General features: G+C 70.5%; 20 protein-coding genes. 7 read left to right on the forward strand and 13 right to left on the reverse strand.

Going from position 1 to position 21,103, the window contains the following annotated elements; all coding sequences use genetic code 11:
• Nucleotides 1-35 precede the first annotated feature (35 nt).
• The 4 genes from VF746_12450 to VF746_12465 are packed head-to-tail and all read right to left on the reverse strand — an operon-like array spanning nucleotide 36 to nucleotide 2,893.
• Complete coding sequence (locus VF746_12450; protein HEX8693228.1) at nucleotides 36-335, reverse strand: hypothetical protein; 300 nt, start codon at nucleotides 333-335, stop codon at nucleotides 36-38.
• Nucleotides 336-337: 2 nt separating this feature from the next.
• On the reverse strand, nucleotides 338-1,825 hold the full coding sequence (locus VF746_12455; protein ID HEX8693229.1) for a menaquinone biosynthesis decarboxylase: 1,488 nt from the start codon (nucleotides 1,823-1,825) through the stop codon (nucleotides 338-340).
• A gap of 52 nt (nucleotides 1,826-1,877) precedes the next feature.
• Nucleotides 1,878-2,156 carry a hypothetical protein gene (locus VF746_12460; protein ID HEX8693230.1) on the reverse strand — a complete coding sequence of 93 codons (279 nt, stop codon included), beginning with the start codon at nucleotides 2,154-2,156 and terminating at the stop codon, nucleotides 1,878-1,880.
• A complete protein-coding gene (locus tag VF746_12465; GenBank protein ID HEX8693231.1) occupies nucleotides 2,156-2,893 on the reverse strand; it encodes a class I SAM-dependent methyltransferase in 738 nt (245 codons plus the stop codon). The genes VF746_12460 and VF746_12465 overlap by 1 nt, the downstream gene beginning before the upstream one ends.
• A 148-nt stretch (nucleotides 2,894-3,041) precedes the next feature.
• Here VF746_12465 and VF746_12470 point away from each other — a divergent pair, with 148 nt between their 5' ends.
• The 4 genes from VF746_12470 (at nucleotide 3,042) to VF746_12485 (ending at nucleotide 6,294) form a co-directional block, all read left to right on the forward strand.
• Entirely contained in the window at nucleotides 3,042-3,632 is a 591-nt protein-coding gene (locus VF746_12470) for a sigma-70 family RNA polymerase sigma factor (protein HEX8693232.1), read from the forward strand.
• 77 nt (nucleotides 3,633-3,709) lie between these two features.
• Entirely contained in the window at nucleotides 3,710-4,336 is a 627-nt protein-coding gene (locus VF746_12475) for a hypothetical protein (protein ID HEX8693233.1), read from the forward strand.
• Nucleotides 4,326-5,432, forward strand: coding sequence for a polymer-forming cytoskeletal protein (locus VF746_12480; protein HEX8693234.1), 1,107 nt, complete (start codon nucleotides 4,326-4,328; stop codon nucleotides 5,430-5,432). Before VF746_12475 ends, VF746_12480 begins: the two co-directional genes overlap by 11 nt.
• Entirely contained in the window at nucleotides 5,425-6,294 is an 870-nt protein-coding gene (locus VF746_12485; GenBank protein ID HEX8693235.1) for a toast rack family protein, read from the forward strand. The genes VF746_12480 and VF746_12485 overlap by 8 nt, the downstream gene beginning before the upstream one ends.
• A gap of 213 nt (nucleotides 6,295-6,507) precedes the next feature.
• Here VF746_12485 and VF746_12490 read toward each other — a convergent pair whose 3' ends face one another.
• The 3 genes from VF746_12490 to VF746_12500 all read right to left on the reverse strand — a co-directional run bounded on the left by VF746_12490 (nucleotide 6,508) and on the right by VF746_12500 (nucleotide 8,643).
• Nucleotides 6,508-7,623, reverse strand: a complete 1,116-nt coding sequence (locus VF746_12490) for an Mrp/NBP35 family ATP-binding protein (protein HEX8693236.1) — start codon at nucleotides 7,621-7,623, stop codon at nucleotides 6,508-6,510.
• Between the two features lie 382 nt (nucleotides 7,624-8,005).
• On the reverse strand, nucleotides 8,006-8,230 hold the full coding sequence (locus tag VF746_12495; GenBank protein ID HEX8693237.1) for a NifU family protein: 225 nt from the start codon (nucleotides 8,228-8,230) through the stop codon (nucleotides 8,006-8,008).
• Nucleotides 8,231-8,340: 110 nt separating this feature from the next.
• Nucleotides 8,341-8,643: a hypothetical protein gene (locus tag VF746_12500; GenBank protein HEX8693238.1), complete on the reverse strand. Its 303-nt coding sequence runs from the start codon at nucleotides 8,641-8,643 to the stop codon at nucleotides 8,341-8,343.
• A 191-nt stretch (nucleotides 8,644-8,834) separates the two neighbouring features.
• Here VF746_12500 and pruA point away from each other — a divergent pair, with 191 nt between their 5' ends.
• Complete coding sequence (pruA, locus tag VF746_12505; GenBank protein HEX8693239.1) at nucleotides 8,835-10,463, forward strand: L-glutamate gamma-semialdehyde dehydrogenase; 1,629 nt, start codon at nucleotides 8,835-8,837, stop codon at nucleotides 10,461-10,463.
• A gap of 328 nt (nucleotides 10,464-10,791) precedes the next feature.
• A complete protein-coding gene (locus tag VF746_12510; GenBank protein ID HEX8693240.1) occupies nucleotides 10,792-11,259 on the forward strand; it encodes a hypothetical protein in 468 nt (155 codons plus the stop codon).
• A 269-nt stretch (nucleotides 11,260-11,528) separates the two neighbouring features.
• On the opposite strand, the gene VF746_12515 is transcribed toward VF746_12510, so the two are convergent.
• The 5 genes from VF746_12515 to VF746_12535 all read right to left on the reverse strand — a co-directional run bounded on the left by VF746_12515 (nucleotide 11,529) and on the right by VF746_12535 (nucleotide 16,724).
• A complete protein-coding gene (locus VF746_12515; GenBank protein HEX8693241.1) occupies nucleotides 11,529-13,100 on the reverse strand; it encodes a hypothetical protein in 1,572 nt (523 codons plus the stop codon).
• 379 nt (nucleotides 13,101-13,479) lie between these two features.
• Nucleotides 13,480-14,622, reverse strand: coding sequence for a type I restriction endonuclease (locus VF746_12520; protein ID HEX8693242.1), 1,143 nt, complete (start codon nucleotides 14,620-14,622; stop codon nucleotides 13,480-13,482).
• Nucleotides 14,623-14,779: 157 nt separating this feature from the next.
• The gene (locus tag VF746_12525; GenBank protein HEX8693243.1) at nucleotides 14,780-15,619 is read right to left on the reverse strand and encodes an SDR family NAD(P)-dependent oxidoreductase; all 840 of its coding nucleotides are present in this window, start codon (nucleotides 15,617-15,619) and stop codon (nucleotides 14,780-14,782) included.
• 215 nt (nucleotides 15,620-15,834) lie between these two features.
• The gene (locus VF746_12530; protein ID HEX8693244.1) at nucleotides 15,835-16,182 is read right to left on the reverse strand and encodes a hypothetical protein; all 348 of its coding nucleotides are present in this window, start codon (nucleotides 16,180-16,182) and stop codon (nucleotides 15,835-15,837) included.
• 29 nt (nucleotides 16,183-16,211) lie between these two features.
• On the reverse strand, nucleotides 16,212-16,724 hold the full coding sequence (locus VF746_12535) for a BsuPI-related putative proteinase inhibitor (GenBank protein ID HEX8693245.1): 513 nt from the start codon (nucleotides 16,722-16,724) through the stop codon (nucleotides 16,212-16,214).
• A gap of 370 nt (nucleotides 16,725-17,094) precedes the next feature.
• On the opposite strand from VF746_12535, the gene ppdK reads away from it, so the two are divergent.
• Entirely contained in the window at nucleotides 17,095-19,806 is a 2,712-nt protein-coding gene (ppdK, locus tag VF746_12540; GenBank protein HEX8693246.1) for a pyruvate, phosphate dikinase, read from the forward strand.
• A 270-nt stretch (nucleotides 19,807-20,076) separates the two neighbouring features.
• Here the strand turns inward: ppdK and VF746_12545 are convergent, their stop codons facing one another.
• Nucleotides 20,077-20,961 carry a DNA-formamidopyrimidine glycosylase family protein gene (locus VF746_12545; protein ID HEX8693247.1) on the reverse strand — a complete coding sequence of 295 codons (885 nt, stop codon included), beginning with the start codon at nucleotides 20,959-20,961 and terminating at the stop codon, nucleotides 20,077-20,079.
• Nucleotides 20,962-21,103: the final 142 nt, after the last annotated feature.

A 21,103-nucleotide genomic window follows, 5' to 3' on the forward strand; every position in this document is an offset into this window, starting at 1 on the left:
CGTTCTCTACCTCGGTTCAGAGCAAGGGGACTTCATCAAGCCCGGCCAGGATGAACTCGGCACCCGCCACGAACGCGAATGTCGATCTCCCGCCCGTTCACCAGGCGGCCGAAGTTCACCTGGACGTACCTGCCATCGACCTTGTTCAGCACGCGGATGATGTTGCGACGGTCCTTCCGCGGCCGGTCGGGATCGAAACCCCATCTCGCGGCGGAGAAGGCACACATCCCGGCGAAGATCTGGGCGTTGGCCGCCCCCGGCGGCGGGAAGAGGCGCCTGCCGTCGCGCGGCCAGGTGCGCCAGTCGTACGGATCGGCCGTCGGCGCGTGCTCCATCGTCAATCCACCGGTCCGATGCCCAGGCGCGGCCAGAGGCGGTCGATCTTTCGCTTCACCTCGCCCGACATCTCGATCAGGTCGGGCCACGGGCGCGTGAAGCCCTCCTCGGGCCACTTGCGCGTGGCGTCGATCCCCATCTTGCTCCCGAACGCCGGGAGCTGCGCCGCGTGGTCCAGGTCGTCCACGGGGCCGCGGGTGAAGCGCACGTCGCGCTCGGGGTCGATGTTGCCCAGCGTGTACCACCACGCCTGGAAGGTGTCGCGCACGTCCACCACGTCGTCGACCACCACGATGACCTTGGCCAGCGACATCAGCCCCATCCCCCACAGGCCGTTCATCACCTTCCACGCCTGCCCCGGGTACTCCTTGCGGATGGAGACGAACACCAGGTTGTGGAACACCCCCTCCGGCGGCATGTGGTAGTCCACGATCTCGGGGATGGTGAGCTTCGCCAGCGGCAGGAAGATGCGCTCCGTGGCGCCCCCCAGGTAGACGTCCTCCACCGGCGGCCGGCCCACCAGCGTCGCGGGGTAGATCGGGTCCGCCCGCATGGTGACGGTGGTCACGTGGAACGTCGGGTAGTAGTCCTCCAGCGTGTAGAAGCCCGTGTGGTCGCCGAACGGCCCCTCCACCGCCAGCTCCTCGTCGGTGTCGACGTAGCCCTCCAGGACGATCTCGGCCTCGGCGGGGATGGTGAGCTCCGCCGTCAGCGCCTTCGCCGTCCGCACCGGCTCGCGGCGCAGGAACCCGCCGAAGAGGTACTCGTCGATCCCCGGCGGCAGCGGCGCGGTGGGCGTGTACATCGTCGTCGGGTCGCCGCCGACGGCCACGACCACGGGCATCCTCCCCCCGCGCTTGCGCTTCCAGGCGCGGTAGTGCGCCGCTCCGCCCTTGTGCCGCTGCCAGTGCATCCCCGTGGAGTCGGGCCCGAACACCTGCATGCGGTACATGCCGATGTTCTGCCCCCCCGTCTCGGGGTCGCAGGTGACCACCATCGGCAGGGTGATGAAGGGCCCGCCGTCCTGGGGCCAGGTCTTCAGGATCGGCAGCCGCGTCAGGTCGAACTCCCCCTCTCGCAGCACGATCTCCTGGCAGGGCGGATGGCCCTTGTACGGCCGCGGCGGCACCTTCGCCAGCTCGGCGAGCTTCGGCAGGAGCTGCACCTTCGCCCAGAACCCCTTGGGCACCTCGGGCTTGATGAGCTCCGCGATCCGCCGGGCGTGCTCCTCCACGTCGTCCACCCCCAGCGCCGCGGCGATGCGGCGCCACGAGCCGAAGATGTTGATGGCGACGGGGATGTCGCTCTCGGTGCCGTCCATCAGCACCGGCCGCTCGAAGAAGAGCGCGGGCCCGCCCCCCGGCAGCTTCATCGCCCGGTCGGCGATCTCCGCCATCTCCAGGTCCACCGACACCGGCTCGGCCACGCGCACGAGCTGCCCGGTGCGGTCCAGGTGGCGCAGGAACTCCCGCAGGTTCTCGAAGATCATCAAGTCGTCAGAAGGTAGTCCCCGCCACTCGTCCGGCCCGGCCCTGATCGCCTCACCCCTTCCGCATCAGCACCCCGGCCAGCAGCATCATCACCCCGTACGACAGGTACATCACGCCGCCGATCAGGAGCGCGCGCTTGGCGAGCCGCATCTGGAAGAGGCCCACGTCGTCGAAGTGGCCCTCCGGCTTCCAGAGCGCACCGGGGTTGACCGGCGCCCCCTCCTTCTTGTGCCGCGTCCACGCGATCACCTGCAGCAGCGCCGACGCCACGCAGCAGGCGACGAACGAGAAGAAGAGCAGTGTTCCGAAGAGCGCGAAGAAGCGTTGCATCAGCGGCGCTCCCCCCAGTGCAGCGCCGCGATCCCGCCCGAGAGCGTCCGCCAGCCGACCCCGCCGAAGCCCGCCTGCTCCAGCTTCGCCGCGAGCGCCGGCGGCTCGGGGAAGTGCCGCACAGACTCGGGGAGGTACGTGTACGCCGAGTCGTGCTTCGACACCAGCCGCCCGACCGCCGGGAGCACCTTCAGGAAGTAGAAGAGGTAGAGCGCGCGGAACGGCTGCCAGGCGGGCGTGGTGAACTCCAGCACCACCAGCCGCGCCCCGGGCCTGAGCACGCGCGCCATCTCGGCGAGCCCCGCGTCCAGGTCCGCCAGGTTGCGCACCCCGAAGCCCACCGTGGCCCCGTCGAAGACGGCGTCGGGAAAGGGGAGCAGGAGCGCGTCGGCGCAGGCGGGCTCCACGGGGAGCCGCGCCACCTTCCCCGTCCCCCGCTCCAGCATGGCGAAGGTGAAGTCGCTCCCCACCACCCGGCCGCGGAACCCCTCGCGCCGCGCCAGCTCCACCGCCAGGTCCAGCGTCCCCGCGCAGTTGTCGAGATAGAGGCCCTCGGGCGAGCGCTCCCACCCCAGCGCGTCCACCGCGCGCCGGCGCCAGAGCCGGTCCACGTTGGCCGAGAGGAGGTGGTTCAGCAGGTCGTAGCGCGGCGCGATGGCGCCGAACATCCGGCGCACCGCGGCGGCCTTCTCCCCGGGCGCCGGCAGCGCCGCCGGCCGGGTGGACGTGGTTGGCATTACGTAAATCCGCTCCCCGGTGTAGAATAGAGGCCAGCAAACTACCCGCCCCTACCCCGACGGGCAAGGCTGGAGCCCAGGCTGAAACTTCGGCCCGGGCCCGCCCGTACACCGCCGCCGGGTAGGAAATTTCACCCGAAGCCTAGAATTGATCGCCACCGCCGTCTCGGACCACGACCTCGTCGTCCGCGCCCAGAAAGGGAGCGAGAAGGCGTATCGCGAGCTGCTCGGCCGCTACCAGCGGCCGGTGTTCTCCCTCATTTACCGGATGGTGCGCGACCGCGAGCAGGCCGAGGACCTGTCGCAGGAGACCTTCGTGCGGGTGTTCAACCACATCGACCGCTACGACCCGGCGTACAAGTTCTCGAGTTGGATCTTCAAGATCGCCACCAACCTGACCATCGACTGGATGCGGCGGAAGGAAGTGCCCACCGTCTCCATCGACGGCTCGCGCTACGCCACCACGGCCGACGAGATCGAGGCCTCCTCCATCACCGTGGAGTCGAAGGACGAGAACCCGGAGGAGCTCCTGGAGGCGCGCGAGCTGGGCAGCGAGATCGAGCAGGCGATCGGGCGGCTGCGCCCCGAGTACCGGCAGGCGATCCTGCTCAGGCACATCGAGGACCGCCCGTACGAGGAGATCGCCCAGATCATGTCGCTGCCGCTGGGCACCGTGAAGACGTACATCCACCGCGGTCGCAAGGAGTTGCAGGAGATGCTCGCCCACACGCGGGTCTGAGGGGAGCCGATGAAACCAGCCGGCCGGAGCCGACGTATGCTGCACCATGAACGCGTGACGACCCAGCCGAGGTGCCCGTGACGTACCTGACCGACCACCTGCCGCCCTGGACGCTCGAGGAGCTCGCCGAAGGCACCCTCTCCCCCGCGGAGACGGTGGGCGCCCTGCAGCACGTCCGGGCCTGCGAGCGGTGCACCGCCGAGCTGGACGCCTCGCGCGCCGTGCTGGCGGCGCTGGCCGCGCTCCCCTCCTTCGACCCCTCGCCCGGCTTCGCCGACCGCGTGATGGCGCAGGTGGTCGTCCACCCCGCCGTGGCGCCGGCCCCCGCGGGGCTGCGCCGCTGGCTGCCGAAGACGCGCAAGGGGTGGACGTTCCTGCTGGGCGGCATCCTGGCCCCGGTGGCCCCGGTCGTCGCCCTGCTCACCTGGATCCTGGGCTACCCGGGGGTGAGCATCGGCTCGCTGTGGGGGGTGGGGAAGGAGTGGCTCACCGAGGCCGCGTGGGGCGCCGTGGTGCGCGCCACCGAGGCCGTGGTGCAGAGCCCCGTGTTCGAGTGGATGGTGACCACGGGGAACGAGGCGGTGGGGGGCACGCAGGGCCTCTCGCTCGCCCTGATCCTGTTCGCGATCGCGATACCGGTCTCCGGTTGGGCGATGCTTCGTCTCCTTCGGACCCCGATGGGGGGTGTGACACATGCGTATTGACATCGGCAAGCTTTCGGCGCTGGCGCTCCTGGGCGCCCTGGCCGCGGCCCCGGCCGCGGCGCAGGACACCCTGGCCGCGCCCGAAGCCGCCCCCGCCGCGGTCCAGCCCGAGCCGGCGCAGGGCCGGATCGGCTTCGGCGGCCTGACGGTGCCGAAGGGGCAGGTGGTGGAGGGCGACGTGGTGGCTCCCTTCGGCGACGTGCGGGTCGAGGGCGAGGTGCTGGGCGACGTGACCGTGGGGAAGGGGAACCTGACCCTGGCGCCCGGCGCGGTGATCCACGGTGACGCGGTGGTCACCGGCGGCGGCAAGCTCTTCAACGAGGGCGGCCGCGTCCACGGCGAGATGCGCGTCAACAGCGACGAAGACGACGCGGCGGCGCCGGCCGGGGACGGCCGGCCCGTGGGAGGCCAGAACCTCGGCCTCCGGCACGGGCCGTGGTGGCTGGGCTCCTTCGGCGAGGGGGCGCAGGGGCTCGTCTCCACCCTCACCTTCGCGCTGATCCTGGCCGGGCTCGGCGCGGCGCTCATCTTCTACGCGCTCCCGCAGCTCGAGCGGGTGAGCCACGTGGTGCGCACCGACACGCTCCGCGCCGGGGGCGTGGGGCTCGCGGCCAACTTCCTCTCCATCCCGGCCTTCATCGTGGGGATGGTGGCGCTGGCGGTCACCATCATCGGCATCCCGCTGCTGATCCTGTACGTGCCGCTCTTCTGGGTGGCGCTGATGGCCGCCTGCGCCTACGGGGTGGTGGCGGTGGCGCACGCCCTGGGCGAGCGCACGGCCGAGCGCAGCGGCTCGTACGCGGTCGGCCGGCGCAACGCCTACACCTACACCTTCACCGGCATCGCCATCCTGCTGGCGCCGCTCTTCGTGGCGCACCTGCTGGAGCTCACGGTGTTCCTGGGGTGGCTGGGCGACCTGCTGGAGCTGCTGGGGAACCTGCTGCTCTGGGTGGCGGCCACGGTGGGCTTCGGGGCGGTGTTCCTGACCCGCGCCGGCACCCGCCCGGGGTGGCCGTGGAAGCCGCGCTCGGCGTACGACCCCCTCTTCGACCGCGACCCGTTCGCGGGCCCCGAGCCGGGAGGCGTCCATGCCTGAGCGCCGCCGCACGACGCTGCGCCTGGCGACGGTGGCGGGGCTCATGGCGGCGGTGGTGGCGTGCCAGCCCGCCGCCGGGCAGAAGATGCGCAGCGTGACCTCGGCGCGGCAGCTGGCGGGCGAGCGCAGGCTGGACGTGGAGCTCAGGTACGCGGCGGGGCGGCTCACCGTGGAGCCCGCGCGCTCCAACCTGCTGTACCGCCTGGACATGCGCTACAACGAGGAGCGCTGGCGGCCGCTCACCGAGTACGACCGCGAGAGCGGGCGCCTGCGGCTGGGGCTGGAGAACGTGCGCCGCCGCGGCCGCGACGACATGCGCTCGGGGCGCGAGGACCGCGCGACCATCGCGCTCTCGCCCCAGGTGCCGATGGCGCTGGAGCTGGAGTTCGGGGCGGGCGAGGCCGAGGTGGAGCTGGGCGGGCTGGCGCTGGAGGCGGTGGACATCTCCACCGGCGCCAGCGAGTCGCGCATCTCCTTCAGCCAGCCGAACCGGGTGGCGGCCCGCACGGTGAAGATCTCGGCCGGGGCGGCCGAGATCGAGGTTGAGAAGCTGGGCAACGCGCGCGCCGAGCGCTTCGAGTTCAAAGGCGGCCTGGGCGAGGCCACGCTCGACTTCACCGGCGCCTGGAGCAGGAGCGCCCGGGCCAGCATCGAGATGGGCGTGGGCGAGGTGACGCTGCGCCTGCCGCGGAGCCTGGGAGTCCGGATCGAGAAGGACTCGTTCCTCACCAGCTTCGACGCGCCGGGGATGACCCGGCGCGGCGACGCCTGGTACTCGCGCGGCTACGACCAGGCGCGCTACCGCCTCGACATCTCCATCGACGCGGCGATCGGCTCCATCGAGATCGACTGGGTGGACTGACGGGCAGACGGCGGAGGAACGGCGACGGGAGGGGCGGCGGCCGATGCGGGCCGCCGCCCTTCTCGTTGCGGTGGGATTCGCCCGGGGGGTGCCGGGGATTGCCGGGCGGCTGAAGCCGCGGCAACGACGGCGGAAAGCCTCGCAAACCGCGCGAGGCTTCAACCGAAACGGCGACTACGCGGCGATCCGGAGTCCGGCGCAGGAAAACAGTCCTTACCGTGCCGCGCCTGCGGGGGCCTCGACCACTTGGGCGACGCGCTGGGCGATGCGCCGGAAGGCCTCGGCGCTGGGGGCGTGGGGCTGGCCGACGACGATGGGGACGCCGGCGTCGCCGCCCTCGCGGACGGGGATCTCCAGGGGGACCTCGCCCAGGAACTCCACCCCGGTCTGCATGGCCAGGCGCTGCCCGCCGGCGCGGCCGAAGATCTCGTAGCGCTCGCCGCAGCAGGGGCAGACGAAGCCGCTCATGTTCTCCACCACGCCCAGCACGCGCGTGCTCACCCGCTCGAACATCTTGATGGCGCGCAGCACGTCGCCGGTGGAGACGTCCTGCGGCGTGGTGACCATCACCACGCCGTCCAGGCGGATGGTCTGCACCAGCGAGAGCTGGGCGTCGCCGGTGCCGGGGGGCATGTCCACGATCATCCAGTCCAGCTCGCCCCACTCCACCTGCTCCAGGAACTGCTTGAGGATGCCGGAGATGAGCGGCCCGCGCATGATGGCCGGCTGCTCTTCCTCCAGCAGGAAGCCCAGGCTCATCAGCCGCACGCCGTGCGACTCGAGCGTCTCGATCTTCTCGGCGCCGCGCTCGCCCAGGACGCCCGGGCGGCGCCGCTCGCCGAACATGGTGGGGATGTTGGGGCCGTAGATGTCGGCATCGAGCACGCCCACGCGGTGGCCCGCCTGCGCGAGCGCCACGGCCAGGTTCACCGCGACGGTGCTCTTCCCCACCCCGCCCTTGCCGGAGCTGACCGCGACGATGTGGCGGACGCCGGGAAGGAGGTTCGGGTTGGGGGTGGGCGCGGGAACGGAGCCGGGTGCGCGCGCGGGGCGCTTGAGCGTCTGCGCGCCCGCGGCGGGGAGCGCGATGTCGATCTTCACCTTCTGCACGCCCTCGACCTTTTCGGCGGCGTAGCGCGACTGGCGCACCAGGTTGCCGGGGTCGTTGGGCTGCAGGGCGAAGCGGAAGCGGACCACGCCGTCCTCGCTCACGTCCAGCTCGCGGACGCGGCCGGAGGAGACGACGTCTTCGCCCGAGTCGGGGTGCACCACCTGCGTGAGGGCCGCGGCCACGCGCCGCAGGACCTGGTCACGCTCTGCTGGGTTCATAGTGCGAAAGTGCGAGAGTGCGAAAGTACGAAAGTACGGTCTCGTGCCTCGGAAGCTTGCGCGCCGGAGGCGACGATGCGGCTTCGGTAGGATACTACAAACGCGGCGCGGGGGCGAGCGGGGGCGCGTCGGGCGGCATGAGTGGAGGCGGCTGAAAGCCGCGGCAACAACTGCGAAAGCCCGCCTGCGCGGGCTCCCTTCGCGCGGGACGGGCTACGGTTCGATCGGCGAAACCTCTTCGCGGTTGCGCGAAGCGCGCGGGCGCAGCCCGCAAGTCCGCGCAGGCGGACTTCGTGTAGTTGTTGCCGCGAATTCATTCGCCCGCGAACGGCAGAGGCCGTCGCGGGCGCGGGGGAGGACGATCGTCTGCGCGAGGTACGGGTCAGACCGCCTGGACCTCGCGGATCTCGGGGACGGCGGTCTTCAGGCGGCGCTCGATCCCCTGCTTGACCGTCATGGTGGAGATCGGGCAGGCGCTGCACGCCCCCACCAGGCGCAGCTGCACCACGCCGTCGTCGAAGCCGACGAGCTCGACGTCGCCGCCGTCCTCGCGCAGCGCGGGGCGGATCACGTCGAGCGATTCCTCGATCTTCTCGACGACGCTCATGGTCTCGCGATCAGGGGTGGAAGCGAATATCCGAACGGAATTTACCCGTCCCCCGGCCGAGGGTCAAGCCGAGCGGCGGCGGCTATTTGCCCCTGCGCGCCGCAGCGTCGTCAACAGCCGGGGTCCGGCGCGCAGGTGACGGCGCTCGCGCAGGCGCAGGTGTCACCGTTCGACTGACCGTGCGGACAGTCGAACGCGCAGTACGTGTAACCACACGAGCCGGTGCACTCGAGCTGGCAGGTAACGCCGGGCTCGGAACCGACCACCGTCATGGGGCATCCATCCAGGCTGCCGCAGCCGTCCGGTGAGGTGTGAGCGACGAGCCCGTGGACCGTGCCGAGCTGCGGCAGCGTGACGCTGGCCTCGAACGTATCGACCTTCAGCGCGTCGATGTCGAGCTTCAGCTTCTTCATGGGATCCTCCAGAGTGGTGGGCGGGGGTACAAATGTTTCAGATCGCAATAAGCACCGTGACCCGACGAATGTCAATCTTCCGGCTTCCCCCTGCCCGCGACCGGACCCACTCTCGCACTTCCCCTCCGGTGGCGGGGGCTTGTGCGCCTTCGTACCTTACCGGCTCCCTCAGGACCAACAGGAGACGGGTGATGAATAGCATTCCGCAGGTGCCCCAGCCCCGCAACGAGCCGGTGCTCTCGTACGCGCCGTGCACCCCCGAGCGCAAGGAGCTCAAGGCGGCGCTCCAGGTGATGCAGTCCGAGGAGATCGAGATCCCGCTGGTGATCGGCGGGCGCGAGGTGCGCACGGGCCGCACCGAGACGCAGGTGATGCCGCACGACCACGGCCACGTGCTGGCCCGCTACCACCTGGCGGGCGAGGCCGAGGTGCGCGAGGCGGTGAAGGCGGCGCTGGAGGCGCAGCGCGAGTGGGCGGCCTGGCCGTGGGAGGACCGGCTGGCGGTGTTCCTGCGCGCGGCGGAGCTGCTGGCGACCTCGTGGCGGCCGGTGCTGAACGCGGCCACCATGCTGGGACAGAGCAAGACGGCGCACCAGGCGGAGATCGACGCAGCCTGCGAGCTGATCGACTTCTGGCGCTGGAACGCGGCGTTCGCGCAGCAGCTCTACTCGGAGCAGCCCGCGAGCGGGCCGGGGATGTGGAACCGGCTGGACCACCGCCCGCTGGAGGGCTTCGTCTACGCGGTGACGCCCTTCAACTTCACCTCGATCGCGGGGAACCTGCCCACGGCGCCGGCGCTGCTGGGGAACGTGGTGATCTGGAAGCCGGCGGCCACGGCGGTCTACAGCGGCTGGTACATCATGCGGCTGCTGCTGGAGGCGGGGCTGCCGCCGGGGGTGATCAACTTCGTCCCGGGCGACCCGGTGGCCACCAGCGGCATCCTGTTGAACGACCGCAACCTGGCGGGGGTGCACTTCACGGGCTCCACCACGGTGTTCCAGTCGATCTGGAAGACCGTCGGCGAGAACATCGCGAGCTACCGCGCCTACCCGCGGCTGGTGGGCGAGACGGGCGGCAAGGACTTCATCGTGGCGCACGCCAGCGCCGACGCCGAGGCGCTGGCGGCGGCCATCGTGCGCGGCGGCTACGAGTACCAGGGGCAGAAGTGCAGCGCGGCCAGCCGCATCTACGTCCCCGACTCGCTCTGGCCGGCGGTGCGCGAGCGGGCGCTGGACATGATCGGGCGCATCAAGGTGGGCGACCCGGCCGACTTCCGGAACTTCATGGGCGCGGTGATCGACCGGAAGGCGTTCGACAAGATCAGCGGCTACATCAAGCACGCGCAGGGGGCCGACAACGTGGAGATCGTGGCCGGCGGCGGGTTCGACGACTCGCGGGGCTACTTCATCGAGCCCACGCTGGTGCAGGTGACCGACTCGGCGTACCGGCTGATGTGCGAGGAGGTGTTCGGGCCGGTGGTCTCGCTGCACGTCTACCCCGAGGCGCGCTGGGCGGAGACGCTGAAGGTGGTGGACGAGACCACGCCGTACGCGCTGACCGGCGCGGTGTTCGCGAACGACCGCCGAGCGCTGGTGGAGGCGGACCGGGCGCTCCGCAACGCGGCGGGGAACTACTACATCAACGACAAGCCGACGGGCGCGGTGGTGGGGCAGCAGCCGTTCGGCGGCGCCAGGGCCAGCGGCACCAACGACAAGGCGGGCTCCATCCTGAACCTGATGCGCTGGATCAGCCCCCGCGCCATCAAGGAGACCTTCGCCCCGCCGCGCAGCTTCGAGTACCCGTTCATGGCGGAGGAGTAGTCAGCGCTTCCCCCGCTTCTTCCGGCCGCCCTGGTTCTTCCGGGGCGGCCTTTCCTCTTCCCCCGCGCCCGGAACCGCGCCGGAATCGCGCCCGGGCCGTAGCCGCTCCGCGTCGAAGCTGAAGGAGCGCCTGAACCCGCTGCCGAAGCGCAGTTCTCCAGCGAATCCCCGGCGGAAGCCGGGTGCCGGCGGCGAAGTGACGGCTTCCGGACGCCCGTGAGGAGAGCGGGGTTGCCGATTCGCCGGCCGTTTCCTATCTCCCTGCACCGCGGCCGCGGGCCCCGACCGCTCCCGGCCCAGCTGCACGCCCTCGCACGGAGGTGGGCCGGTGCATCCGACAGAGAGGGATTCCGCGCTCTACTCGCCGCTCGGGGAGGAGGTGCGGAAGGAGCGGCGCGCGCTGCTCGTCGCCAGCATCATCGCCATCGCCATCGGGGCCTCGGGGATCGTTCCCACCCGGATCACCACGCTCGGGATCGAGTTCTCGTCGGGCGACCGCATCATCCTGCTGCGCATCGTCGCCCTGGTGATCCTGTACCTGACCTTCGCCTTCGTGCTGCACGCGGTGCTCGACGGCCTCGACTGGCACGCGCGCTACCGGGCCGAGATCGAGCGCCTGGAGGCGGACCTGCGCTCCGGCGCGGGCGACACGATCGCCATCCGGCACCGGCTGGAGCTCATCGAGCGCGTGTTCCGGCGCCCTTCCATGCTGGTGCTGGTGGGGCTCTTCGAGCTGGGGCTGCCGCTGGCCACGGCCGTGGCCGCGCTGATCGCGCTGGCCTACGCGAACCTGTAGGGCTCATACCGAATCCGGGGCATTGTCCACCCCCGTGTTGTCATCCTGAGGAGCCGCTGCGCTGAACTGGCGGAATGGAGTGATTGCGGGGCGGCGACGAAGGATCTGCGGGTTGGGATTGAGCGTCAGCCCGGCTCACGCTCGAATCCGACCCGCAGATCCTTCGGGAGCGTCCAACCTCTGGTGCGGAGGGAAGTCTCGTGAGGACGCTCCCTCAGGATGACACCGTTTTGCTTTCGGGCTGCACACCGAATCCCCGCATGCAGGAATCAGTCGTCGTCGGCCTCGTCGGTGATCACGATCGGGCAGACGGTGCGGGAGTCCGCCGGGTCGCTGGTGGTCTCGAACAGCCGGTAGAACGCGGGGTGGATGGCACAGAGGTCGTCTTTCTCGAAGGTCAGCTCCGCGTCCATGTGGTAGCGGAACTGCGCCACGTGGTACTGGCTCGTCTGCTTCCTCACCTTGCCGATGGCGCCCACCTCGGCCGCCATGGTGATCAGCGTCCAGTCGTCCATGGCGATGTACTCCCGGGGCCACACCTGCGCGGCCTTGCGGTAGAGCCGGAGCGCGTCGCTGATGCGCAGGATGGGGGGCGACTGCCGGAAGGCCGAGGTCACCACCTCGTGGATGTTGGGGTAGATGGCCCGGTAGGGCGCCATGATCGAGTTGGCGACCTCGCTCTCGATGTTGCGGACTCCCGCCACCACGTGCTCGGGCGCGACCACGGGGGGAAAGGCGCCCGCCTCCCGCGCGAGCTGCGCGATCCGGTTGCACATCCAGATCAGGTGGCCCGGGTGCAGGTGGGTGTGCCGGGCGATGTAGAGGAAGCTCTCCTCCACCATCCCGCGCCGGTTCTTGACGAAGGGCGGGAAGACCCGGGTCCAGACCCGCTCCCGAACGGCGTGCAGGTCCCTCCAGTCCAGCCCCGTGCTCATCCCGTCGAACGTCTCCGGCAGGTGCGCCTCGAGCCAGGCGGCCAGCCGGCGGCAGAGCATCACGAACAGCTGCCGCGGCGTCCACTTCAGGTGCTGGAGGCGCTGGTCGATCTTGCGCAGGTTCACCGCCCGCGCCGTGGTGATGTAGGGGTAGATCTCGGCGGGGAAGAAGCACTTCACGTGGAAGCGGGGGTGCGGGGTCGATCCCCCGAACGCCGAGACCGCCGCCAGCAGGCCCGCAAGCGCCTGGTCGACGCTGGGCTCGCGCACGCGGTAGTCTTCGATGGTGTCGATGACCGCCAGGATGTCGTTGCCCTGGTCGAGGAAGCGGCGGATCTGGCGCTGCAGCTCCTGGAACTCTTCGGAGTCGAGGGTGGCCGAGACCGCCAGGAGCGCCTGGTTGATGCTGGGGCGGGCCCCATCGGGGCCCGGCCGGCCGAAGAACTCCTTCAGGTGGGCCAGGATCTGGGCGCGGTCGTCGATCCCCAGGAGCTCCAGGCACACCTTGAGGTCTTCGCGCCCCTCGAAGCCGGCGAACGCCGGGTGCTCGCACAGGCGCATGGCCGTCTTGGTCCAGATCACGAACGTCCACAGGTCGGCCATGAGGTCGCTGGACGTGGAGCGGCTCTCCTTGAGCGCCGTGTCGATGGCCAGGATGACCTGGGCCAGCGCCTTCTTCTTGTCGATGTCGAGGGTGACGCTGTACAGGTCGGGGCGGAGGCGCTTCAGGTACACTCCCAGCGCCGTCTTCCCGGCGCCCCGGCGCCCCACCAGGATCGTGGTCTCCTGGTCGGTCGCGAGCTCGGCGTGGGGAACGTGGTGGAACGCCTCGACCAGCAGGTCGTCTTCTTCGGCGTTGACGTGGCCGAACGGGCGAATCGTCTTGGGCAGGGTGTCGGTGTGCATCCGAGCGCTCCGGAGGCGGAGGGCGGGCCGGTCAGAGGCGGGGCAGCGGCCGGGCCCGCTCCATCGTCCACAAACCTCCTGTATAACACGCCCTTACGTGTTGCGCCACCTCGCCCGTGCCGAAGCGAAGCCGCTCAGCCCGCGGGCATGTGCCAGGCCGGCGGCGCCAAAGACAAGGCAAGCTCCATTCTGAACCTGATGCGCTAGATCTCCCCCGCCATCAAGGCAACCTTCGCCCGCCGCGGAGCTTCGAGTACCCGTTCATGGCGGAGGAGTAGGCGAACGGAGCGGTTAGCGTTAACACGGCGCCCCCGAGCCGCGTACGGCACGGGGGCGTTGTTTTTGAGCCGGCGTTATTCTCGGCAGCCTTTGGACGCTCTCAGCCGAGTTCTTTCACTCGTGCGATGAACGACGCCAGCAGCTTCTCGTCGATATCCGACAGCGTGTCCGTCGCAATATCGTTTCCTGCCCCGAGGGCGACGAACTCGAAGCGGTAACGGGGTCCCGACGTCCCTTCACGGAAGTTGAAGAGCTTGCCCTTCCGCTCCTGTTTGTAATAGACCGAGAAGACGGTCTTGTAATCCATCGGCTTCACCAGCGATATCTTCCCGAACAGCGCCTCGTCCCGCTCGATCAGAAACGGAAGGCGCGTCCTGACATAATCGTAGACGAACTGCTCCGTTTCCGTTGTAACTACCCCCTCCTCCCCGGCAACGGGCGCGGGGGCGTCTTCCGGTTGAGGAGGTAGGGGCGCGGTGGGGATTTCAGGGCGCATTCGAACCAGATCCTGCCTCTCCGCAAAGCCGACGCGGGCAAGGATCTTCTTGTCGAAAAGCGCTTGTACCGCATCGGCGATGATGGAGGCGTGTTCTTCAACCAGTCGGCCTGTGCGGCGTCCGCCAACACCGTTGATGTCCATCAATACTCGGACAAGCCGCTCGTCAGGCTGCTCGAAGTTACGCTCTAGAGTCTCCACATAGCTCGCCAGGTACATCTTGCGGCGGGCATCGGCGCCGACGTTCGCCGGGTCGAACGTTCCTTTCCGGAGCCGCAGCAAAGCATCGAAGCCGACGTCGTTGATCTGTTCACGCGAGACTTCCGACAGATCGATCACTGCGAACGGCTCGTCGTCCATCATGTTTTCCAGCCCCGTATCCGTGAAGAGCTGGTAAACGAGGCCATCGGTCAAAATGCCCAGTTTAACAGACGGGACGGCATTGAAATAACCCTTCAGTTCGCCACGATTCGCCTCGGCAAGAGTCCCGACCTTCTTGCATTCGATCGCGATCACCGGCTCCCGGTTCTGACAGATCGCGTAATCCACCCTGTTCTTGAACTTGTCGGAAAACGACGCATGCGCTTCCGGAATCACTTCATCAGGATCGAGCGGGTCGTAGCCTAGAAGTTGGATGAAAGGCAAAACCAGGTACTGCTGCGTAGCGGCTTCAGAGAGAGCACGCCCCGCGCGGTCGATGGCAGTCTGCGCATGCGCAAAGAGCTGGCGTCGGAAATCGTCGGTCATGGGACAAAAGAAGGTGTGGGGGAGCTACTCAGGATTGCGCCTGCCACTGCTGCTAACGTGGCGTACTCGGACCGGACATCTTTTCGCAATCGAATCATCCGGGGAGCAAAGCATAGAACACACCCAATCGCAAACGCAAGGTTTCTCGCTCGATCGCTCAAGCAACAGGCATGCGCCAGGCGGGCGGCTGGGTGCCGTCGGCGTCGGTGAAGCCGTACTCGCGGGCGAGGTCTCCGGCGGTGAGGGACTGGCCGGTCTTCGCCAGCACGTTGGCGTCTTCCGCCAGCGCGGCGACGGCGCGGCCGACGTACTCGGGGGACTCGGTGCCGCCCAGGTCGAAAGGGTGCATGGCGTGCGCGGCCATCACCCGCTCGGTGCGGGTGAAGCCGGGGGCGAGCGCGACGGCCGCGATCCCGTGCGGCTGGAGCTCGCGCCCCATCCCGAACGCCATGCGCACGACGGCCGCCTTCACCACGTCGTAGGTGAGGGCCAGGATGTAGTCGCCGTACGACCACGCGACGGTGTTGACGATGAGCCCCGCGCGCTGCGGCAGCATCAGCGGCACGGCGTGGGCGCTGGCGATGAAGTGCGCGCGCAGCCCGGCCACGAACATCAGCCGCCAGTGCTTCTCCAGCGGCAACTCCCAGAACGGCACCGGGCGCATGCCGGTCGGCGCCTCCTCGTAGCCGCCCCAGACGTTGTTCACCAGCACGTCCAGCCGCCCCCGCTCGCGAGCCACGCGGGCGAAGAGCGCCTCGACCTCGGCGTCCACCGTGTGGTCGACGCGGACCGGGACGCCCTCGCCGCCGCGCGCGGTCACCTCCTCGGCGGCGTCCTCGATGGTGCCCGGCAGGCCTTCGGTCGTGGGGCCGCCGCGGGTGCTGCGGCCGGTGACGTAGACGGTGGCGCCGCGCTCGCCCAGCACGGCGGCGATGGCGCGGCCGATCCCCCGGCTGGCGCCGGTGACGACGGCGACCTTTCCACGCAGTGTGCTCATGTCACCCTCCGGTCAGCACGTGCGATCCGGGGTCATACCAGGTCCGGATGAACGACGAGCAACGAGGCGGGCGGGCATCCGTGCCGCTGCCGCGCCCGGCCCACGTGACGAGGTGAGAAGATTCCTCGGCCCTGCTACGATCCGTGCGAATGCCGGTTTCGTGTGGCCGGGCCTCGGAATGACAGCAAGCGCTCGCCGATCATCCGGATCCGAAATCACTCCAGCTCCGGGCGGGGGAAGTGGAGCTGGATCACGTCCCCGTCCCAGTCGATCTCGGCCTTCTCCCACCCGGCGGCCACGTAGCGGCGGGCGAGGGTGTCGCGCAGGAGCGTCTGCCCCCACTCCGGGAGGCCGGCGTACCACTCCCGGAGGTCGTCGTCCACCGCGAGCGAAACGCTCAGCACGGTGCGGCCCTCCTCGTCTTCTCCCGTCTGCGCGGTGCCGCGGGCGACGGCCCGGTCGATCCGCTCCTCGATGTCGTCCAGCGTCTGCGCGATGTCGTCGGCGACCGCGAACTCGGGCCAGTCGACGTGCTCGGAAGCTTCCACTGGGGTGATGGCCAAGCGCTCCTCCTCTGGAAAAGACGGGTTCGCTACGGGCGGGCGACCACCAGCGGCCTGGCCTCGGTCGCCAGGTCGCGCGGGGCCGCCGGCAGGATGCCGCGGACGTGGTAGGTGCCCGGGGGGACGGGGGCGCCGTCGTCGTCGCGCTGGTCCCAGGCGGTGCCGGTGCCGATCACCTCGCCGGGCCGGATCGTCCACGGGACGGCGGCGGACGGGAGCTCCTCGTGGCGGCTGCGGCGCCAGACCTCGCTGCCGTCGGGACGGGTCACCACGACGTCGAGCGACGGGCGCTCGGGGCGGCCGCCCAGCTCCAGCCGCACGGAGCCGCGCCCCTCGTTCACCAGCGTCGCCGTCACGGGGACCGGCTCGCCCGCGCGCACCCGCGCGGGGACGTCCAGCTGCAGCGCGAGCGGCGGCGGCGGGGCCACGGCGCTGTCGGCCGGCGCGGCCGCCCGCTCCGGCGCCGCGCCGCGCCGGTCGTCGTCCCCGCACGCGGCCAGCGTCACGGCGAGCAGCGCGGCCGCGATCCATCGTCCGGTCATCCCCGATCTCCCCCGCATCACCGGTCCCGAGCGACGGGGAAGCTACCGGGCGACGGCGGCGGCGCAAGCACCGGCTTCCGATCAACGACGGCCCGAACCGGCATCCGTGCCGCTGCCGCGCCCGGCCCACGTGGCAAGGTGAGAAGATTCTTCGGCCCTGCGGAGTTTCGTGCCAGGGCCGGTTCCCCGTGGCCGGGCCTCAGAATGACGGCCAGTGGCGGTTGATCAACAGGAGCACTCTCGCGCCCGTCGCCCATCGCACCACCTTTCTTCCACCGCATCCCCCCGATGTCGTGAGGCGGGGGCCGGAACCATTCTTGCCTCGAAACGGCACGCTGTCGCTGGTTCCCGACCACCCCGAGACCGACACATGTCCACCCGCTACGTCTACTTCTTCGGCGCGGGCCAGACCGAGGGCAGCCAGGAGATGAAGGACCTCCTGGGCGGCAAGGGCGCCGGCCTGGCCGAGATGGCGCGCATCGGCGTTCCCGTCCCCCCCGGCTTCACCATCACCACCGAGGTCTGCCGCCTGTACCTGCGCTCCGGCGACGACCCCGCGGGGCTGGCGGAGGAGGTCGGCGCGGCGCTTAAGCGACTGGAGGAGGCCACGGGGAAGAGCTTCGGGCGCGGGCCCGACCCGCTGCTGGTCTCGGTGCGCTCGGGGGCGAAGTTCTCGATGCCCGGGATGATGGACACCATCCTGAACCTGGGGCTCAACGACGAGACGGTCGCGGCGCTGGCGGAGCGCACGGAGAACGAGCGCTTCGCCTTCGACAGCTACCGGCGTTTCGTGCAGATGTACGGCGACGTGGTGCTGGGCGTCCCCGCCGGCCGCTGCGAGCGGCTGATCGAGGAGATGAAGCGGGAACGGGGCGTCCGTGAGGACACCGAGCTCTCCGCCGCCGACCTGCGCCGTCTCACCGGCGAGTTCAAGGCTCTGGTGAAGGCCGCCACCGGTCAGGCCTTCCCCGACGACCCGCAGGACCAGCTCTGGGGCGCCATCCACGCCGTCTTCCGGAGCTGGGACACGCCGCGCGCGAAGGCGTACCGGCGCGTGAACGGCATCTCCGACGACCTGGGGACGGCGGTGAACGTCTGCACCATGGTGTTCGGCAACATGGGCGACGACAGCGCCACGGGCGTCTGCTTCACCCGCGACCCGTCCACCGGCGAGAAGGCGTTCTACGGCGAGTTCCTGGTGAACGCGCAGGGCGAGGACGTGGTGGCCGGCATCCGCGACCCGCTCCCGATCGCGCGCATGGGCGAGGTGATGCCGAAGGCGTACGGGGAGCTGCTGGAGGCGCAGCGGCTGCTGGAGCGGCACTACCGCGACGCGCAGGACCTGGAGTTCACGGTGGAGCGCGGCACCCTGTGGCTGCTGCAGACGCGCTCGGCCAAGCGCACGGGCCGCGCGGCGGTGCGCATGGCGGTGGAGATGGTGGACGAGGGGCTCATCACCCCCGAGGAGGCGGTGCTGCGGGTGCAGCCGGAGCAGCTCGACCAGCTCCTGCACCCCACCATTGCCCCCGACGCCCAGGTGCACGTGCTCACCACGGGGCTGCCCGCCTCGCCGGGCGCGGCGTCGGGGCACGTGGTGTTCAACCCCGACGAGGCGGCCGAGCGCGGAGCCGGCGACCCCGTGATCCTGGTGCGGCGCGAGACCAGCCCCGACGACTTCCACGGGATGGTGGCGGCGCAGGGGATCCTCACCTGCCGCGGGGGGATGACGAGCCACGCGGCCGTCGTCGCCCGCGGGATGGGGAAGTGCTGCGTCGCGGGTGCCGGCGAGATCGAGGTCGACGAGGCGCGGCGCCGCTTCACCGTGCACGGAGTCACCGTCAGCGAGGGCGACTGGATCACCCTGGACGGCAGCACGGGGCGGGTGATCCTGGGGCAGGTGCCCACGGCCGAGCCCGAGCTCACCGAGCACTTCCGGCGGCTGATGGAGTGGGCCGACGGCTTCCGCCGGCTGGGAGTGCGCACCAACGCCGACACGCCGCACGACGCCGGGGTGGCGCGCCGCTTCGGGGCCGAGGGGATCGGGCTCTGCCGCACCGAGCACATGTTCTTCGAGGGCGACCGCATCGACGCCGTGCGCGAGATGATCCTGGCCGACAGCGGCGCCCGGCGCGCCATCGCCGCGGCGCGGCTGCTGCCGATGCAGCGCGGCGACTTCGAGGGGATCTTCCGGGCGATGGACGGGCTGCCGGTGACCATCCGCCTGCTGGACCCGCCGCTGCACGAGTTCCTCCCCCACGGCGACTCGGAGATCAAGCACCTGGCGCGCAAGACGGGGCAGCCGGCGGTGAAGCTGCGCATGCGGGTGGAGCAGCACCACGAGACCAACCCGATGCTGGGCCACCGCGGCTGCCGGCTGGGGATCACCTCCCCCGACATCACCTGGATGCAGGCGCAGGCGATCTTCGAGGCGGCGGTGAACGTGGCGCGCGAGGGGGTGCGCGTCTTCCCGGAGATCATGGTGCCGCTGGTGAGCACCGTGGAGGAGCTGCGCCGGCAGAAGCGGATCGTCGACGACGTGGCCGAGGAGGTGTTCGAGGTGGCGGGGACGAGCGTGCCCTACCTGGTGGGGACGATGATCGAGCTGCCGCGCGCCGCGCTCACGGCCGACGAGATCGCGGCGGAGGCGCAGTTCTTCTCCTTCGGCACCAACGACCTGACGCAGACGACGTTCGGGCTCTCGCGCGACGACGCGGGGCGCTTCCTGCCCGTGTACGTGGAGGAGGGCATCATCCCCGACGACCCGTTCCAGTCGCTGGACGTGGGTGGGGTGGGAAAGCTGGTGGAGATGGCGTGCCGGCTGGGGCGGCAGGCGCGCGCCGACCTGAAGCTGGGGATCTGCGGCGAGCACGGCGGCGACCCACGCTCGATCGAGTTCTTCCACCGCGTGGGGCTGCAGTACGTCTCCTGCTCGCCGTACCGCGTCCCCATCGCGCGCCTGGCCGCCGCCCACGCCGCGCTGGCCGACGAGCAGTTGCGCCGGGAGCGCGAGGCCGCGAGCGCGGCGGAGGCGCCCACGTCGGAAGAAGCGGCGGAGGTCGGGGAGCCGGTGGCGGCGGATTGATCGCGGCGACGCCCGCCAACACCCCAGCGCTTCGCGCGACGGAAGGCACGCAGGGTCCGGTGCGCTTCGGCAGGCTTCCGCGCGGGGCCCTCACCCGCCGCCTTAGAGCGGCAACCCTCTCCCAGGTCTGGGAGAGGGTGAACTTTACGTTGCGAGGCGGACGAGCGATCGGGTTTGCGCGGTTGAAGCCTCGCGGGGGTTTGCGAGGCTTTCCGTCGTTCCCAGCGAGGGGCTTGAGCCCATCGCGACCCGGCACTCGCGACCCTCGGCCTACTCCAGCTCGTCCAGGGAGCGGGGCCAGTCGCCCTTGAGCAGGCGCGAGAGCGCGCGGTCGGCCAGGAGGCGGCCGCCGGTCTGGCAGCGGGCGCAGTAGTTGGTCTCGTTCTCGGCGTACACGATCCGCTGCACGGGCGTGCCGCAGTCGGGGCACGGCTGGCCGTAGCGGCCGTGCACCGCCATCCCCTCGCGGAACGCCGTCACCTTCTCCGGCAGGCCCGCGCCGGCTTCGCGGCGGAGGCGGTCGGTCCAGTCGGCCAGCGTGTCGATGGTGGCCCGGTGCAGCCGCGCGTGCTCCTCGTCGTCGAGGCTGGTCGTCAGCTTCAGCGGCGAAAGGCGGGCGCGGTGGAGGATCTCGTCCGCGTAGGCGTTGCCGATCCCGCTGAAGAGGCGCGGGTCGGTCAGCGCGCGCTTGAGGGTGTGCCGCTCGCGCGTGAGCGCCTCGCGGAACCGCTCGGGCGTGGAGCCCATCACCTCCAGCCCGCCGCGGTCCATCGCCCGCAGCGCCTCCTCTCCCCGCACCAGGTGGATCGACGCGCGGCGCTTGGTCCCTGTCTCGGTGAGCACGAGGGTGCCCTCGGGGAAGTCGAGCGCGGCCAGGCCGATCTTCCCCGGCAGCTTCGCGCCCGGCGGCAGCCACTTGAAGCGTCCCGCGACCATCAGGTGAATCACGACGAAGAGCTCGCCCTCCAGCGCGATCACGATCCGCTTGCCGAGACGCCGCAGCCCGGTCACGCGCCGGCCGGCGAGCTCGGCGGGCGGGGGGTCTACGGTGCGCAGGACGAACGGGTTGCCCAGCCGCAGCTTCACCAGCGGCTGCCCGCGGACGAGGCGGTCGAGCGCTTCGAGGTAGACGGCGACTTCGGGGAGCTCGGGCATCGCGGGGATGCGTCCGGTGGCGGGGTGGATCGGGATCGTGGACGGCGCGAGGCCGCGGGTCGTGCGGGGTATTCTAACGCGGGGATTCGCCCGACGCGCGGCCGGCCGTACGATGGGCTGGGTGCGATGGGCTGAAGCCCCT

It is taken from the genome of Longimicrobium sp., from assembly GCA_036389795.1.
GTDB lineage: Bacteria > Gemmatimonadota > Gemmatimonadetes > Longimicrobiales > Longimicrobiaceae > Longimicrobium.